At 46.0% G+C, this 16,916-nt stretch carries 13 protein-coding genes; 3 read left to right on the forward strand and 10 right to left on the reverse strand.

What is annotated here, in order from left to right; translation table 11 throughout:
• Positions 1-40: 40 nt before the first annotated feature.
• Positions 41-2,026 (reverse strand): DNA mismatch repair endonuclease MutL, encoded by a 1,986-nt coding sequence (gene mutL, locus NSQ50_RS17120; protein ID WP_036687745.1) that lies wholly within the window; start codon positions 2,024-2,026, stop codon positions 41-43.
• A 42-nt stretch (positions 2,027-2,068) separates the two neighbouring features.
• Positions 2,069-4,798, reverse strand: a complete 2,730-nt coding sequence (gene mutS, locus NSQ50_RS17125; protein ID WP_036687747.1) for a DNA mismatch repair protein MutS — start codon at positions 4,796-4,798, stop codon at positions 2,069-2,071.
• Positions 4,799-5,005: 207 nt separating this feature from the next.
• Here mutS and NSQ50_RS17130 point away from each other — a divergent pair, with 207 nt between their 5' ends.
• Positions 5,006-5,803, forward strand: a complete 798-nt coding sequence (locus NSQ50_RS17130) for a GNAT family N-acetyltransferase (RefSeq protein ID WP_076223837.1) — start codon at positions 5,006-5,008, stop codon at positions 5,801-5,803.
• Between the two features lie 14 nt (positions 5,804-5,817).
• On the opposite strand, the gene NSQ50_RS17135 is transcribed toward NSQ50_RS17130, so the two are convergent.
• The 7 genes from NSQ50_RS17135 to NSQ50_RS17165 all read right to left on the reverse strand — a co-directional run bounded on the left by NSQ50_RS17135 (position 5,818) and on the right by NSQ50_RS17165 (position 13,015).
• A complete protein-coding gene (locus NSQ50_RS17135; protein ID WP_179087753.1) occupies positions 5,818-7,128 on the reverse strand; it encodes a putative amidoligase domain-containing protein in 1,311 nt (436 codons plus the stop codon).
• Positions 7,129-7,278: 150 nt separating this feature from the next.
• Positions 7,279-7,836, reverse strand: coding sequence for an outer spore coat protein CotE (locus NSQ50_RS17140; protein WP_036687755.1), 558 nt, complete (start codon positions 7,834-7,836; stop codon positions 7,279-7,281).
• Positions 7,837-8,062: 226 nt separating this feature from the next.
• A complete protein-coding gene (locus NSQ50_RS17145) occupies positions 8,063-9,085 on the reverse strand; it encodes an HD-GYP domain-containing protein (RefSeq protein ID WP_051491532.1) in 1,023 nt (340 codons plus the stop codon).
• A gap of 164 nt (positions 9,086-9,249) precedes the next feature.
• Positions 9,250-10,236, reverse strand: a complete 987-nt coding sequence (locus tag NSQ50_RS17150; RefSeq protein ID WP_036687757.1) for an aromatic acid exporter family protein — start codon at positions 10,234-10,236, stop codon at positions 9,250-9,252.
• Positions 10,237-10,329: 93 nt separating this feature from the next.
• Positions 10,330-11,166: an ABC transporter permease gene (locus NSQ50_RS17155; protein ID WP_036687759.1), complete on the reverse strand. Its 837-nt coding sequence runs from the start codon at positions 11,164-11,166 to the stop codon at positions 10,330-10,332.
• Positions 11,166-11,975, reverse strand: coding sequence for an ABC transporter ATP-binding protein (locus NSQ50_RS17160; RefSeq protein WP_179086363.1), 810 nt, complete (start codon positions 11,973-11,975; stop codon positions 11,166-11,168). The genes NSQ50_RS17155 and NSQ50_RS17160 overlap by 1 nt, the downstream gene beginning before the upstream one ends.
• Positions 11,976-11,992: 17 nt before the next feature.
• The gene (locus NSQ50_RS17165) at positions 11,993-13,015 is read right to left on the reverse strand and encodes an ABC transporter substrate-binding protein (protein ID WP_038571597.1); all 1,023 of its coding nucleotides are present in this window, start codon (positions 13,013-13,015) and stop codon (positions 11,993-11,995) included.
• A 271-nt stretch (positions 13,016-13,286) separates the two neighbouring features.
• Here NSQ50_RS17165 and NSQ50_RS17170 point away from each other — a divergent pair, with 271 nt between their 5' ends.
• Positions 13,287-14,990 carry an alpha-amylase family glycosyl hydrolase gene (locus NSQ50_RS17170; RefSeq protein ID WP_076223842.1) on the forward strand — a complete coding sequence of 568 codons (1,704 nt, stop codon included), beginning with the start codon at positions 13,287-13,289 and terminating at the stop codon, positions 14,988-14,990.
• Here NSQ50_RS17170 and NSQ50_RS17175 read toward each other — a convergent pair.
• Positions 14,977-15,657, reverse strand: coding sequence for a hypothetical protein (locus NSQ50_RS17175; protein WP_038571599.1), 681 nt, complete (start codon positions 15,655-15,657; stop codon positions 14,977-14,979). The two genes, NSQ50_RS17170 and NSQ50_RS17175, sit on opposite strands and share 14 nt — an antisense overlap.
• Before the next feature lie 142 nt (positions 15,658-15,799).
• Here NSQ50_RS17175 and NSQ50_RS17180 point away from each other — a divergent pair, with 142 nt between their 5' ends.
• The gene (locus NSQ50_RS17180) at positions 15,800-16,039 is read left to right on the forward strand and encodes a hypothetical protein (RefSeq protein ID WP_036687997.1); all 240 of its coding nucleotides are present in this window, start codon (positions 15,800-15,802) and stop codon (positions 16,037-16,039) included.
• Positions 16,040-16,916 lie beyond the last annotated feature (877 nt).

Genomic DNA, 16,916 nt, shown 5'->3' on the forward strand with positions numbered 1-16,916 from the left:
CTCCAGTCTTGCTCTCAACAAATTTCAAAAAAATGTATAATTACATAACCCGCTTGAACAATTTCTCTAAATCATAGGATGAAAAAGAGATCACAATCGGCCGTCCATGTGGGCAAGTATACGGTTGCTTGCACTCTGCAAGTCGGGATAACAGAGCTTCCACTTCCTGTTCTGTTAGTTTATGGTTGGCCTTAATCGAGGCTTTACATGAACACAGAATCGATGACTTTTCTCTTAGCTTCGCAAGATCAATCATACGCTCACTTAAGACCCACTCCGCCATTTCTTCAACGACCGCCTTCTCATCCCCTTCAGGAAACCAATAGGGCAAGGAACGAACGAGAAAGGTTTGTCCGCCAAAGTGCTCAAGGTATACCCCGGCCTGCTGAAACCAATGTAGACGTTCACTAAGCTGGCGACTTTCAGAAGGCGTGAACTCCAGCGTAATCGGCAGTAGCAGCTCCTGTGAGGCATCCTCCGGCCGACCAAATTTCTCATAGAAGTATTCGTAATTAATTCGTTCATGTGCCGCATGCTGATCGATTAAATAAAGCCCTCCATCATTCTGAGCAATAATATACGTCCCATGATGCTGACCTATATAATTAAGCTCAGGAAAGGCCGGAAGTCCAGGCTCTTCTTGTTGTGGTGGAGCCCATAGCTTCTCAACCGAAGGGAGCTGCTTCTGCGACATTGAGGTTTCTTGCGGGCGATAGCTATTGGAATAACTAGTATTCGCACTAGTTTGGCGCCCCTGCGAAGATGAAGACGGATAGCCTGACCCGTAAGCTGGAGCCACCTCGCGAGCCACCTGATGATCCGCCTGACCTTCCTTGCTAAAATCACGGGTATTACGGTCAAGGCTCGATGACTGTAGTCCACTTAAGAAGTTGGCAGATCCCGTGGGAGCTGTATCCTTCACATCACCAGTCGAAGATGACGGTGGAACGGCCCCTTTGGAAAAGGCAAATTGCTCCTGAATAAAGGAGCTGCTGCCCTTGGGTCCGATTGTTTCCTTGCTTGGACGTGGAATCAGACTTTGCCCCAGCAGTATTTTGCGGATCTCCTGCTCAACAAAGGTGTAAAGCTCATTCTCTTTACTAAATCGAACCTCCAGTTTTGCTGGATGTACATTGACATCTACCAAAGAGGGGTGCATATCCAGTTCAAGAACTAATAGCGGATAACGGTTAATCGGAAGCAAGGTATGATAAGCGCGCATGATTGCTGCGTTCAGACCATTACTGCGAATATAACGTCCACCGACAATAGTAGTGATTGCATTTCGATTGGAACGAGTCCATTCTGGACGACTAATATATCCGGAAATCCGGTAATCCAAGTCTTCTGCCGTAATCGGCAGCATTGCTTTGGCGGCATTGGTTCCGTAAACAGCTGCGATGACCTGCAGCAGATCACCATTTCCGAGCGTATGCAGCAGCTGATTGCCATTATGATGCAAGGTAAAAGAGATCCCCGGATGAGCGAGCGCCATGCGGTACATGGCATCTGAGATATGGCCCAGCTCCGTCTGAATACTCTTCATATATTTCAGCCTTGCCGGCGTATTAAAAAATAATTCACGAACGGCAAGATCACTTCCCCGGCCGGAAGGAGCGTCCTCATTTCGTATGAGATTGCCACCCTCAATGTCTACTAGGCGCCCTTTGCCGTCATCGGCAGTTGCAGTTAGAAGCGATACCTTGGATACCGCGGCAATACTGGGAAGTGCCTCTCCGCGGAAGCCTAAGCTTGTGATTTGAAATAGATCACGGCCATTCAGAATTTTACTTGTAGCATGCCGGTAAAAGGCGGTCTCACAATCTTCAGGATCAATCCCAGAGCCATTATCTTTAACGCGGATGCTCTGCAAGCCCCCCTCTTCTACCGATACCTCAATTCTTGTACTGCCAGCGTCAATCGCATTCTCGACAAGCTCCTTTACAACAGAAGCTGGCCGCTCTACTACTTCACCCGCAGCAATCTGGTTGGCAATATGCTCGTCCAATATATGAATTTTGGCCATTTCATTCACCTCTTATTTAGGCAATCAATTATTATAAAATCTTTATTGCAGATCCTTAACCTTCATCTTCAGCTCGTTCAACAGACTCATCGCCTGCAGCGGCGTCATATTCATAAGATCAGCGTCACGCACAGAAGAAATGAACTCTTTTAGCGCGGGATTCTCATGGATTTCAGTTACCGCTACTTGATGTGCACTACCTTTGCGGTTCTTGCGTGGTTCTTCCTCACCAAAGATAGACAACTGAACAACCTCATTTTCTACAGGTGCCTCAGTGATGACACTTACGGCTTGCGCCACGGAAGATGTGCTAGCAACTTCTCTTACAGCCGCCTGTCTTTCGAGGCTTCCCCCGTAATGAAGTTCAGTACCACCAGGATGGGCTGCCTGCTCAATGCTCTGTAAGAGACCATAAGCTCGGTCAATAATCCCTTCAGGAAGACCCGCAAGACGTGCACAATAGATCCCATAGCTGCTGTCAGCCGCTCCAGGAACTAGCTTGCGCAGGAAGTTTACTTTATCGCCGCTCTCTTGAACAGCCATAGAGTAATTCCGAAGTCCTTTAAGACTCCCTTCCAAATGAGCCAATTCATGAAAATGCGTCGAAACTAGAGCTTTGCAAGAAATAACATCATGTACATATTCAATAACCGCCTGAGCGATGGCCATACCTTCACTGGTCGAGGTACCTCTTCCCAGCTCATCAATAATAATCAAGCTGCGAGCTGTTGCTTTCTCTGTCATAACCTGGATGTCAGCCATTTCCACCATAAATGTACTTTGACCACCGATCAAATCATCAGCTGCTCCAATACGAGTAAAGATCCGGTCTATAAGCGGAACTTCAGCACTGTTTGCTGGAACAAAACATCCAATCTGAGCCATGATGCAGATCAGCGCCACCTGACGCATGTAGGTGCTTTTGCCCGCCATATTAGGACCTGTAATTAGAAGAATGTTACCTTCTTCCTTACTCAGCGTGCTTCCATTTGCAATAAACGCGGAATCTTTAAGCACCGCCTCCACAACAGGATGACGGCCCCCTTCAAGCCGAAGATCATAACCATCCGAAAGGACTGGCTTCACAAAACGATGTTCGGCACTAACTGCCGCCAAGCATTGATACACATCAATCTCGGCAACCTTTTCTGCAAGATTTTGCAGGCGGGGAATTTGCCCACTGATGCGATCACGCAGCTCGGTAAAGAGGCTGTATTCCAAATCCGTCATTTTATCCTGAGCTTCAAGGATGAGTGCTTCCTTCTCTTTAAGCTCAGGTGTGACAAAACGCTCTGCGTTGGCAAGCGTCTGCTTACGTTCATATCGTCCTTCCGGCAGTGCAGCCAGATTGGATTTGGTGATCTCTATGAAATAACCGAAGATTTTGTTATAGCCGATCTTCAGTGACTTAATGCCAGTGGCCTGTCTTTCCTTAGCTTCCAGTTCAGCGATCCACCGTTTACCGTTACTGCTAGCTTCCCTAAGCTCGTCCAAACGTTCATGATAACCGGAACGGATAATTCCACCGTCGCGCACAGACACCGGGGCATCCTCGACGATTGCGCGGTCAATATCCTCTCGCAGCTCAGCGCATTCATCCATACTTGCACCGATCTCTCGTAAAGTAGCTGAACCGGAGGTCATACATAATTCCTTCAATGCAGGAATTTGCGCCAGCGATAATTTCAGAGCATTCATATCACGTCCATTGGCGCTGCCAAAAGCAATACGACCCACCAAACGCTCCAAATCATAAATTTCTTTAAGCGCTAAACGCAGGTCCTCGCGAACGATAAACTGATTGTACAAATAATCGACAGCCTCTAGGCGCCGTTCGATCGGAGCTCGCTGCAATAGCGGCTTATCAATTCTGCGACGCAACAGACGGGCGCCCATCGAGGTTTCCGTTCGATCCAGCAGCCAAAGCAGGGATCCTTTTTTGGAGCGTTCACGAACCGTCTCGGTTAGTTCAAGATTCCGGCGTGTAAATGGATCTAGAATCATATAATTGCCTGGTTCATAAGGAGAAATCTGACTAAGCTGCCCTAACGAACGCCGCTGGGTCTCATTCAGATAAGAGATCAGAAGCGCCAGACATTGTCCACGTTCCTTCTCTAGACGTACCCATGCCGCTTCACCGAACTGACGACGTGCCAGCTCCTCCTCGCGTTTCTCCCAAGGGGTGTAAACTACAGGTTTGGCTAACAGCGGCGTTTCGCTTCGCAGGATCTCCAAAAGTGCAGCGTCTCCGATGATCTCAGCCGGTTCATAAATGCCAATCTCATCACGCAGCCATTCGGCTCCAGATAATACCGAAGTAACATACAGCTCACCAGTTGTTAAATCGCAGGCAGCTAATGCCATCATTCCGTCACTTTCGGTGACGCAAACGAGGTAGTTATTGCTCTTGTCAGCAATGATTTTTCCATCCATCACGGTTCCTGGTGTCACGACGCGTACAATATCCCGCTTCACCATGCCTTTAGTGACTGAAGCATCCTCTAACTGCTCACAAATGGCGACTTTATATCCTTTTTCTATCAGGCGTTGAATATACCCCTCGGCGGCGTGGTAAGGCACTCCACACATAGGGATTTTCTCCTCACCTCCGCCTTCGCGGCCTGTCAACGTAATCTCAAGCTCCTTGGAAGCCAAAATGGCATCTTCAAAGAACATTTCATAGAAATCGCCCAGTCTAAAAAATAGGAAGGCATCCTTAGCCCCTTCCTTTACCTTTAAATATTGCTCTATCATCGGCGTATATTGTGCCATGGTCAACCTCCATGCCTATTTAATGCTGTCCCCCATTATAACAGAAAATTGATGGACAAAGTTACCCTGAAACCTCACATTAGTACAACGAAAGACTAGAATACTTATCAGACAAACACTTACAGGAGGTATATTCTTCTGCTTTTAAATATTGTAAAATCTTAACACAGAGCGTCAGCCCATATAAAAATCAAAGGAGAATACAATATGATACGAAAGCTAACGAAGGATGATCAAGAGCTGCTGATGGCATTGCTGCGGAAAGAGCCGGCGCTTAATTTATTTATCATTGGCGATGTGGAGAATTTTGGGTTTGAACAGGATTTCATGGATTTATGGGGAGAGATTGATCCAGCCGACGGGCGGATAAAAGCCGTTCTGCTGCGCTTCTATAGAAGTTACCTTCCTTATGCAGATGGCCCTTTTGATGTCGAGGGGTTCGCTGAGATTATCCGAAAGGATAATGACATACATATGATCTCCGGAGCCTCAGAGGTGGTGAAGGCTTTTGACGGGGAAATTAATTTCAAACAAGTAAAACAGCTGTATTTTGCTGAATTAAAAGAAATGAACAATAAAATAAGTGAGTCCTTCTCTTCAGCTGAGCCTATTAAAAAAGCTACGGTTCAGGATGTAGAAGCGATTTGCGCACTCACGGATACCATTGAAGAATTTGAAAGCAGCCGGAATGGTTCAAGAACCAGCCTGCGTAAAACGCTGGAAAGCAACACCGGCCGCACGTATTATATAGAACGGGAAGATAAGGTCATTGTCACCGCTTCAACTTCAGCGGAAAATTCCATGTCAGCGATGATTGTAGGGGTTGCCACACATCAAGCATTCAGAGAGCAAGGCCTTGCTTCGCACGTAATGGCACAGCTATGTGCAGACCTGCTCCATGAAGGAAAGTCATTATGCCTCTTTTATGACAACCCGCATGCCGGAGTTATTTATAAACGACTTGGCTTTCAAGATATCGGTTCATGGACCCTCGTTAACATGTAGACCCAATAGTAAAATCATACTTTTACTTTGTTGCACCATAACTCACGTATATCCCGTGATTCATCCCACGTCCGTTCAGCGGCAATATATTCGAATAAAGGCTCGATATAGGGGGCGGCAATCTCGTAGCCGCCTAGGGAACGCAGCTGCGCCAGCAATGGGGGGATTGCGGCGCGCAGCGGAGGTTTATCGCCGCTGTAGTAGGCGATATGCAGGTCTTCCCGGTCGAGCGGGCGTTGCGTCAGGTCCTCATAATGGCTCACGATTAGGTGAGCCAGATAGACCGCGCCTTTAGCGATGACCGGGGATACCAGGAAGCTCGGCAAGGTCCGGTACTCGAAGCCGCCATGCGGCTGAGTCCGGAAATCGCCGAGCACGCCGTATCGGGGACGACGCGCCCCTGCGCGGACGTCTTCGAGCAGAAGCATGGGCAGCGCGAGATAGTTATCGAGCGCGCGCAGCAGCGGCGCCGTCAGCGTCACGCCGCTGAAGTGCAGATGGCCGCCGAGGGCCCAGCCCGTCAGCGGCATGCCTCCCGCCCGCCAGCGCAGCGAGCGGTCGGCGATGAGCCGGTCCGCCAGCGCCGCGGCGGACATCAGCTGCGCCAGCAGTGCGCGCGGTTCCCCGCGCGGCTGAGGGCGCAGCTCGGCGACCGGGAACGCGCCGCGCGTTCCCGGAGGTCCGGCGTCGCAGCCAGCGACGCCGTCCGTGGGCAGGTACCGCGACGCAGGCACGACGCGGCCGGTGGATTCCCGGAGGATGATGAACTCCGGGTCCATACCCATCAGCAAGCCGCTGCGGCCCGGCTGCTCCAGAGCCTGCTTTCGTTCCAGCGCTAACGCTGCGGAACGATAAGGCTCGGGCAATCGTTGCCCGGAGGTCTTTACTAGTGGAGTGACTCCCTCCACCACATACCTCCGGTTCCCCATTGCCCTCAGCAGTACCTCACCGCTATCCAGCCCCAAGCTGTACAGCGTGCGGACAGCAATCCGCTGGAGCAATTTCATCACCCCGCGAAGCTCTCCCCGCACTCGGCCTCCCGTGGTATTGCTCTCGGCATTAGCAAAGCTCACAGCTTCGCTATAATTATCGGTGGCCGCACGCATTCCAAGACCCGCTCCAAGCAAAGAGATGTGGAGCACAGTCAAATGATAAACCAATATCTTATAACACTGCCTGTGCCCCTTCTCAGTAGCGTGTAAAGCATATGTATCGACAAAACGTTTTACAGATGGCGTCAGCGTTGCTTCAACTCCGCTTCTAAGCAATCTAGACTCTCTCTCTGCCACAGACAATTCTGAATACACCTTAAGACCTTCATTCATACTCTTTAGCGCCTCCATCCGAGCGTGAACCTTTTTTCATCCTAAAAATAAATAAAAAAAAGGAGGGCATTCGCCCTCTACGCCGCCGCACTCCCTACATATAATGGACCATAACCCATTGATACTCAGTTAACGGCGGCGTATCCTTCCTTACAGCTCATCATCCAGATTGTCAGGGTCCAGATCATCGTAATCGAAGCTATCACCTTCAAAATCATAATCCTTGTCTTCTGGATCATCACTTTGCTCAGTGACATACACACGGACTTTGGTCTCAGCCACCAACTCCACTTCGAATTCGCGCTCTACGCGAAGTGTCACACTGCCTCCGCCTGGCGATACGCCCGCTTCTACACAGTTGGGTTCCTGCGTTGCCTCCGCAGAGACCTCAACTGTTGAAGTGCGGTGTCTCGTGTCCAGGTAGGAAAGCGGGATGAGCTCCACATAAGAGACTGTTTCCTTTGCTACCTCGGTCTGCTTGTTCTTGTCGTACGAGTACCAGATGTTTACATCATAAGTACCAATTACTTCGATTCCGTTCCCGGCGGCAACCGCTTCGTATTGGTGGTTGATAATCCAAGCCCCCAAAATACTAGTCGGATGATGTGGCGGAGTCACGGTATGGGTTGCTGTAGAGAACTTACGACCTTTGCCGCAAATTGCCTTCGTAATGATCTCCCTTGTTTGACGTTTATGGCTTAATGACATCTTTGAACCTCCTCCATACAATCATTCACTATCAAGTGTATGCAGGTTCTAGGCATTTGTTGATTGTTAGACTATAAATAAATTTGAGTAAGCCCTCAAGAAGGCTTTTTCAGGAGACTCATAGTTCATTTTATTTCAAAATTTGTACATATATGAGTAGATTCCAAAAATGGTCCAACCTGTTCCAGAGCCATTCCTGACCCCTAAAAAAACCTTAAAACACCAGCTATTGCGGGATTACCCGCACAATTCCAAGCGATCTATGTTTGCTTAAGTCAATAAAATCCTCATCAATATTCACCAGTGGCCGCAAAGGGTCTGTAGCAAGAATCATAACAATTTTTCCTTTTCGCCCATCTGTCAATTCCACTTCGTTCCCTAGCATTGACTGCATTAACTTATTAATAAACACTCTGCAAATATAAGGGTCGAGCTTACCGAACACACTCTCCTCCATTTGCAGTAATACTTCGTATAAAGGAGCCGCTTTGCGATAAAAACGGTCGGAGGTCATCGCGTGAAACACATCAGCCACAGCAACGATTTTACTGAAATCAGTAATCCGGTTCCCAAGCACACCAAATGGATAACCACTGCCGTCCATTCTTTCATGATGCTGTAAGGCTACTAGCGCTTGGGTATGGTTTGTGCCTACCGTATCCCTGATCATCTCATACCCAAAGGTCGTATGCTTTTTCATCAGCTGAAACTCTTCGTCGGATAATGGACCGGGCTTGGTTAATATGTCATCCGGGATTCTCATTTTGCCGATATCATGAAGAGTCGCTGCAATGGTCAACATGCTCAAATCCTCAGACTTTAGCTTCAGCCATTTGCCTAGCAAGGTAGATATTATGCCCACGGCTACATTATGTCTGTATGTATAATCATCTTTGGTCTGCAAAGCAGCCAATACTCCGTAGAAGTCATTCTTTTCGCTTACCTGCTGGATAAACGGAATCACTTCATTTCTAACTTCCAGCATAGGAATTCTTTTATTTTTGTTATGACGAATCTGTTCAAAAATATTCTCAATCGCAGCTGTACAATCATCAATTGCAAGCTGGAAAAATTCCGCGCTATCCAGCTGGACGACGTCATGAGATTCCAGAGTGATCTTATGTTGTCGAATTAATCTAATATGTTCAGCACTCAATAAAGTCAATGCGGGTAAAACAAATACTCCTTTGTCATTAAAGAGGTTAGCTACAAGTTGTTTTCCGATAAATGATTCCATATCTTTGTCCATACGCCTCACCTGCCAATGCGGAAAATTCGTATATGAATTTCCTGCTTGAATTTGAACTCACCCTATAATTGTTAATCCCTTTCGGAGATCAACTTTTAGTTCATACATATTTTATCGTGATTTCAGGGGCGAATGTTAATACTTCACTTTATTAAAGCCTAATTTTAAGCTTTTTTCCGGGTGAGCAAACGTTTCTCAGGCTTATAGCTGACCGGTATTTTATGGCGTTTCGCAATTTTCAAATAAAGTGCCAATTCTCTGCAAAGCTGCAGAATCGCTGATCGCACTTCGAATTCCTCACGTGTCTCCGGCAAATCCATGCTTTCAAATTCTTGTTCAAGCTCTTCCAGCAAATGTTCCGTGCGGCCTGTATATTCTTCAGCCAAAACATCTCCGCTAAGCTGGTCGAACAATTCAGCTACCATCTCTCCATGCGGTAAATGGCGATATACTTGAGAAATCAGCTGCATCATGCTTTGAATCGATTCCAGCTGCTCCTTACGCATATAGAAATAGACATTCCAAGCTTCATCAGGATGAATCACATGATTCTCCATCTCACGAGTAGCGGCAGTCAGTCCCCGCTGCACTGCATTATCCGCATCAATTAATTCTTTGCCATCCCACATATACGCAGGTTCACGCAAAGTACGGGCCATCTGAGTAAAAATAACTGAAAAGTATCGATCCACTTCCTTGCGGATTCCATAAATAACTCCCCCGGTCTGTGGCATGTAAATCAAGTTAACCACCCCCGCTGAACCGAGACCTATGGCCAGAAGCTCTACTTGCTGCAACAACACATGAAGCGATAACTCAGCTTGTCCAAAAACACGAAACACAATAACAGAGCTAGTGACAATCCCTTCCTTGTAGCCAGACTTCACAATCATCGGAAAGCCAACCAGAACGTATAGTCCAAGCACCCAGTAATGAAACCCTAATATCCAAAATAAAATACACCCAAAAAAGAGTCCCACGAGCGAGGCCAAAAAACGCGCCGTTATCGTCCGGAAACTCCTTTTCAAGGTAACCTCCACACCCAAAATGGCTAAAAGCCCTGCACTTTGTGCATTGGGTATGCCTACTGCAGACGCGAGAAGAACGGACATTAACGTCGCAGCAGCTGTTTTAATCACACGAAATCCCATAACCCTATCTCTCCTTAAAAGCACTAACCGTTAATAGGTAAAGATATAGACATGTTACAAGATTTTGTGTACGGACACAACGTTACATTAGACTTACCGCCGGTATAACAAGCGCTTCTCCAGATACACTACCAGTTGATACATTGCCGTTGCTACGGCTGCGATAATCAGCAGACTGGACATCACAAGCGTGAAATTAAACACCTGGAATCCATATATGATCAGGTACCCAAGACCGGATTTTGCTACTAGAAACTCTCCCACGATAACCCCGACCCATGACATACCCACATTCACCTTTAGGGTAGAGACAACCGTTGGAAAAGATGCCGGAAGAATCACTTTAAAAAACACCTGAACTTTAGAAGCTCCAAAAGAACGAACCACCTTCACAAGATTAGGATCCACACTACAAAAGCTATTGTAAACAACAAGTGTAGTAATGATCACCGTAATCGATAAGGTTGTTACAACGATAGCGGTGAAACCCGCCCCGAACATTACGATAAAAATCGGCCCCAAGGCCACCTTCGGCATACTGTTAAAGACAACCATAAACGGATCAAGCACCGCTGATAAAAACGGAGACCACCAAATAATCACTGCCAGCAGCGTTCCTAACAAGGTTCCCAGAACAAACCCTACCGCAGTCTCTCCTACCGTCATCCCCAAATGAGGCCACAAGCTTCCACTGATCATATCCTGCCAAATCTGCTTGAAGATTTTTGTCGGGTAGCTGAACAATAACTCATCAATCCAGCCCATTCTTGCTCCCGCTTCCCACAGCACAAAGAACAGCAGCAACAGACTGCTTCTTACAGCAATTACCTGATTACGCTGGCGCTGCTTTCTTTTTTTGAAATCCACATGCATTTGCTGCAGCCACAGTTCACGGGAAGCTAAAACTCCCGCTTGCTCTGTTCGTTTCATTAGCTTTCCCTCCCTGCGATCTCCATCTCTGTCCATACTTCATGAAAAAGCTCCGCAAACCCTGGCTGATCACGCGCATACAGCGGTGGGGCTGAGCGGATTAGCTCCGGAACAGGAAACACTTTACGAATCTTCCCTGGATTTCGCTGCAATAAAATAACCCTACTGCTGACCGCAATCGCTTCTGACAGATCATGCGTGACCAAAATAGCCGTGGTTCCCCGGCTGCGTAAGGTCTCTGAGACTAAATCCTCCAGCTGAAGTTTGATCTGATAATCAAGTGCCGAGAACGGCTCGTCTAGCAGCAGCAGTCCTGGATTGGTAGCTAATGTTCGTACAAGAGCCACCCGTTGCCGCATCCCTCCGGATAGCTGAGAAGGATAGGCATGTTCTTTCCCTTCTAATCCCATCTCGCGAAGCAGCTCCAAAGTCCGTTTATGGCTCTCCTCGTTTATGCTTCCGGTCAGCTCCAGTCCAAGCACAGCATTGTCAAGAATACTCCGCCAAGGAAAAAGATAATCCTGCTGCAGCATATATCCAACCTCAGGTGAAGGGCCTAGAATGGGTTGGCCATTTACGAATACTTCACCCTCAGAGGGCTGCAGCAGTCCGGCAATAATCGATAGGAGAGTCGTCTTGCCACAGCCACTTGGACCTACTAAGCTGACGAACTCTCCCTGCTCGACATTAAGATTTAGATCCTCAACGGCCAGTGAAGCTTCCCGATCGCCGAGATAGGCATGCGTTACTCCCTTTAATTGCACTACTGGAAGCAAGGTCATCCCCTCCTTATAGTTAACAAAATCCATTTAGGATCTTATCTCTCTTATTTAGAGCCACTGCTCTTTATGGTCTTTTCAGCTTTTTCAGCAAAAGTATTGTTCACGATTTTTTCTGCTGGAACACGTTCTTTAAGTTCACCTGCGTTATCCATAACATCCAGCAGATTATTCCATTCTTCATTATCAACAACCGGATTAATGGCGTAGGTGTCCTGTTCCTTGTAGCGTTTTACAGCAGAAATCACAATGTCACGATCCGTTTTATCAAAATAAGTTATTATGGCATCCGTAATTTCTTCAGGACTATGTTCCTTCACCCAAAGCTGAGCACGCTGGATGGCATTAGTGAACTTTTGCACGGTGTCCCCATTTTTGCTTATATAGCTGTTCTTTGACATAAATACTGTGTAAGGTAAATAACCGCTCTCTACCCCAAACGATGCCACTACAGCTCCCCGGTCTTCTCGTTCGAAGATAGAGGCCTGCGGCTCAAACAGCTGCACATAATCACCAGTACCTGAAGCAAATGCACCGGCAATATTAGCAAAATCGATATTTTGGATCAAGGTAATATCCTTCGCAGGATCAATTCCTTTTTTAGATAAAGTAAACGCGCCTGCCATTTGTGGCATTCCGCCTTTTCTTTGACCAAGGAAGGTAGAGCCCTTCACTTTATCCCAATTAAAATCTCCATCAGCCTTCCGGGCGAACAGGAATGTTCCATCCCTTTGAGTCAGCTGTGCAAAATTAATGACCGGATCATCCGAGCCCTGCTGATACACGTAAATGGAGGTTTCTGAACCAACCAACGCCACATCAATAGCTCCTGAGAGCAATGCAGTCATCGTTTTATCGCCACCGGGAATCGTCTGCAGTTCTACATCCAGCCCTTCATCTTTGAAGAAACCTTGAGTCAAGGCAACATACTCGGGTGCATAAAAGACAGAGCGGGTAACCTCCCCAATCTTCACCTTTACCGTCTCTGACTTTCCGCCGCAACCGGCAAGTACTGAAAAGCATAAAGTAATGATCATGAGCGACAATGACAGCTTTTTCCGAATCTTCATTCTTCATTCTCCTTTCTTACCGGGTCCTTCGCCCTTGCTTAAAGCATATGCACATGCCTACTGAAAGGTTAAAATCCCGTATATCGTGGGGAATTAAAAGAATATCCATGATATCAGCAGTTTTTATTGAATTTATGGATAAATATCACTGGATTCGCTGTTTTTATATCTGTGCAAACGTTTTACCTGAGGATTTGATTACAGTACTATAAGAATTAAAGCGCTTACCATTTCCTTTATAGGAAAATTGCAGCAGAAGGGGTTATTTTATATGGATAAACGAGCAACACCTATCGCCAAAAAACACACAATAAACGGACTTTTGGGTCTTAGCTTAACTGCCTTTCTGCTCTCCGGGTGTTCAGGAAATAATAACAATATTTCTTCCTCTGCCTCCCCTTTTCCATCGCCAAAAGCAAATACTGTTCAGGATACTACAACACCTCCCGCTGCAAAAACGATAACTACTGACGAACAACCCTCAACGGTTTATTATGAGATTTTTGTTCGTTCATTCTATGACTCTGACGGGGATGGCATCGGTGACCTCAAAGGGATTACCAAAAAATTAGATTACTTAAATGACGGAAATCCTGACACTACAGACGATCTGGGGATCGGTGGGATTTGGCTTATGCCTATCAACCCTTCACCAAGCTATCATGGTTACGATGTGACTGATTATCGTGCAATCAATCCAGATTATGGGACGATTGAGGATTTACAGGAGCTCGTTACGGAGGCGCATAAACGTGGGATTAAAGTAATTATGGATTTGGTCGTGAATCACACCTCCAAAGAACATCCTTGGTTCGTAGATTCCGCTAAAAATAAGGACAGCAAATATCGCGACTGGTACATATGGGCTGAAGATCAAGGACGTCCGGCGAATGGAGCCAGTGCCGCTGGTAGTGGCAATGCATGGCACTCTTTACTGGGTAGTCATTATCTAGGTGGCTTTTGGGAAGGCATGCCTGATCTAAATTTTGATCATACGGAAGTTCGTAATGAAATGAAGGATATCGGCAAGTTTTGGCTGGAACAAGGGGTTGATGGATTCCGTTTAGACGCTGCTAAACATATTTACGAAGACCTTCTAACCGACAAAAGCCAAGCCACAACCCATAAAAATGTATTTTGGTGGCAGGATTTCCGCAAAGCGATGAATGAAGTGAATCCTCAAGCTTATATTGTTGGTGAAGTATGGGAGAATTCTGCAGTCACCGTAGGGGCTTATTTGGATCAAGCCTTTGACTCCAGCTTTAACTTTGGTTTAGCGGAGACTCTTATTAATTCCGTGAAAACTGAAAAAGACAGCGGGACTGCCTTTACGCTGGAACGTACGTATAATCTGTACTCCAAAATATCTGAGAGCCATTTTACCGATGCGATTTTTTTGACAAATCATGATCAAAACAGAGTCATGAGTCAATTAGACGGCAATCTGGATCATGCAAAAATGGCAGCAGCCCTGCTGTTAACCTTGCCTGGAAATCCTTTTATTTATTATGGTGAAGAAATAGGAATGCTTGGTGTAAAACCAGATGAAGGAATTCGTGAGCCCATGAGATGGATGACAGCGGATCAGGGTGAGGGGCAGACTACTTGGGAGGTCGGCAGCAATAACGCTGATGATGTTAGCATTAATGTCGAAAGCCAGACTAACGACAGCAGCTCACTGCTTAAAAGATACCGCGAACTCATTGCGTTAAGAAACGAAGTCCCTGCGCTCCGTGATGGCGGAATTCGAGACTACACTTCTGGCAATGTAGGGGTAATGGCCTACGAACGTATAACAACAAAGGATCAAGTCCTCGTTGTTCATAACCTAACTGGAGATGAACAAATCATTACGCTTCATCCAAATGTCGAAGGTATCTCTTACACCAAGATCCAAAAGACAACTGCTGACAAAGTGACCTTAAATTCAGATCAGCTTACTCTTCCTCCCTATTCAACGGTTATTGTGAAGTAGGAAAAGAGGAGGAATCTAATACCCACTCTGCCACTGAACTACATAATTGTGCTTTCGATATAGGAAGAGCTACAATCCAGTCTTGGGAAGGATCGCTGCTCATTCGCAGCAACCAGCCACTTGAATGATCGCTTATGAAGCTAGCATACTGAAACTTCCAGCCATTATCACTAGAAATGCAAAGTCGTAATTCTCCCTCTGCGTCGAAGCATTTCATCACTCGTGCAAGATGGTTGGAATGGACGTCATCCCCTGTCTCTGCAGCTAAACACTCTGAGAGACTGTGAACCGTAGAGGAATCCGAGCCTTTTTTCAGCTCCTCAAACCTTTTTTTTGACATTAACAACGCCGGAATCCCGTGAGCAAAGGGCTCCATCGCTCTCTCACATTCGAACAACTCGAGACAAAAGCTCTCTGTTTCATCTCTGCTCTTCAGCACACACGGAGGAGAGTCCGGTGTATTATTGCAGTAGGCTAGTATTTTATCCTTATGTATTTGCAAACACAGATCTTTAGTTTTCTCCTTCTCTCTATATTTGAATCTACCTATCCTTTCTGCTGTAGGCGCAGTATTTAACAATTCATTTAATACTACTTGGTCGGTTACCCGATCTGGAAATAAAAATTCCGTTAAATCCGTTAAATCCGTTCGTTCTTTCTCATTCACATTATTGTATCCTTCCTGTATTACATATAAATATATATTAAACTAGCAATCTTTATGTTATCATAAGCTAATTTTAAGGTAAAATTAAGAAACAAGGGGTATGATCATTAACATGAAATACTTGTAGCGAGGTGATTTCAAAATGAGAATGCTCATCACATTTCAGAACAAACTTGTACCTGTGTATTTCACAACAGAAAATAAACAGCCCACTCAAAAAGTACTTAGATTACTTAACAGTACGCTGGAGCTCAAAATTCAAAAGGGCAAAAGTGCCCTCCAGAAATGCCTCAATTCTCTGATTAGTATCGAAATTAAAGGCTCTGAAGCTATATTGCACAGTTACAGTGAAAATGATTCATTGGCGCTATCCCTCTATTAATGGAGGGGTAGTTTTTTTGTCACAACATTGCAGTCCTACGCTTCTAATAAAGAGCGTCCTAAGCAACTAAGAATTGCTGCTTAGACTCGTTTTCTTTTTGAAGCTAAACTTGATCCAAAATGACACTCCGTTTGATTTAGATACCATTTGCGCATACATAGCTTCTACTATCAAAATCAGCGACCTTGGTTCTGCTTGGTGCTATTTTGTACTGCTTTGTGCTATTTCATAGCACATTTTAGATTGCTGCTTGCCGGCCATCCCCATAGCCGACTGCTATCGGACCCAGAAGACCTTAATCGCAGCTTTTTGACTCATTTGGAATCCTATTGGACCCCAGAGTCGCTATTGGTACGAAAAACACTAATTATCGACCTCAAAAAGCTGAATAGCTGCGCTGGAGTCCGAAACTCTGCTCTAATGCCCATAACTTCGCATATAACGTCATCTGAGTCCGTTGGCTGCGATGGATGTTTATTACTCGGTGGTGCAGATGTATGTATAGCGGGTTACATGACATTCCAGGGAGTTGTCACTTAACACTATAATAGCCGCTGGGACTCTTGACCATTTTGGAGCTCCCTCTAGCATCTTGATATAAATCCGAGCCATCATTTGTATTAGATACCATTTACACATACATAGCTTCAACTATTAAAGTATGCGACCTTAGTTCTGTCTGGTTCTGCTTGAGTTCTGCATGGTTTGCTTTGGTTCGACTTGGGACTGCTATATAGCAAAATTGAATTGCTGTTTACTGACTAGTCACATAGCTGACTGCTATTGGACTCATTGTTGGATGCTTTCGGACTCAGTTGACCTTAATCGCAGCTTTTTGGCTCATTTAGAATCCTATCGGACCCCAGAGTCACTATTG

Source organism: Paenibacillus sp. FSL R10-2788 (assembly GCF_038003885.1).
In the GTDB taxonomy this organism is placed as follows: Bacteria; Bacillota; Bacilli; order Paenibacillales; family Paenibacillaceae; genus Paenibacillus_AQ; species Paenibacillus_AQ odorifer.

What these genes read in the sequence shown, in the direction of transcription:
- mutL (WP_036687745.1), bottom strand. Translation starts at nt 2,026, where the DNA reads ATGGCCAAAATTCATATATTGGACGAGCATATTGCCAACCAGATTGCT.
- mutS (WP_036687747.1), bottom strand. Translation starts at nt 4,798, where the DNA reads ATGGCACAATATACGCCGATGATAGAGCAATATTTAAAGGTAAAGGAA.
- NSQ50_RS17130 (WP_076223837.1), top strand. Translation starts at nt 5,006, where the DNA reads ATGATACGAAAGCTAACGAAGGATGATCAAGAGCTGCTGATGGCATTG.
- NSQ50_RS17135 (WP_179087753.1), bottom strand. Translation starts at nt 7,128, where the DNA reads ATGAATGAAGGTCTTAAGGTGTATTCAGAATTGTCTGTGGCAGAGAGA.
- NSQ50_RS17140 (WP_036687755.1), bottom strand. Translation starts at nt 7,836, where the DNA reads ATGTCATTAAGCCATAAACGTCAAACAAGGGAGATCATTACGAAGGCA.
- NSQ50_RS17145 (WP_051491532.1), bottom strand. Translation starts at nt 9,085, where the DNA reads ATGGACAAAGATATGGAATCATTTATCGGAAAACAACTTGTAGCTAAC.
- NSQ50_RS17150 (WP_036687757.1), bottom strand. Translation starts at nt 10,236, where the DNA reads ATGGGATTTCGTGTGATTAAAACAGCTGCTGCGACGTTAATGTCCGTT.
- NSQ50_RS17155 (WP_036687759.1), bottom strand. Translation starts at nt 11,166, where the DNA reads ATGAAACGAACAGAGCAAGCGGGAGTTTTAGCTTCCCGTGAACTGTGG.
- NSQ50_RS17160 (WP_179086363.1), bottom strand. Translation starts at nt 11,975, where the DNA reads ATGGATTTTGTTAACTATAAGGAGGGGATGACCTTGCTTCCAGTAGTG.
- NSQ50_RS17165 (WP_038571597.1), bottom strand. Translation starts at nt 13,015, where the DNA reads ATGAAGATTCGGAAAAAGCTGTCATTGTCGCTCATGATCATTACTTTA.
- NSQ50_RS17170 (WP_076223842.1), top strand. Translation starts at nt 13,287, where the DNA reads ATGGATAAACGAGCAACACCTATCGCCAAAAAACACACAATAAACGGA.
- NSQ50_RS17180 (WP_036687997.1), top strand. Translation starts at nt 15,800, where the DNA reads ATGAGAATGCTCATCACATTTCAGAACAAACTTGTACCTGTGTATTTC.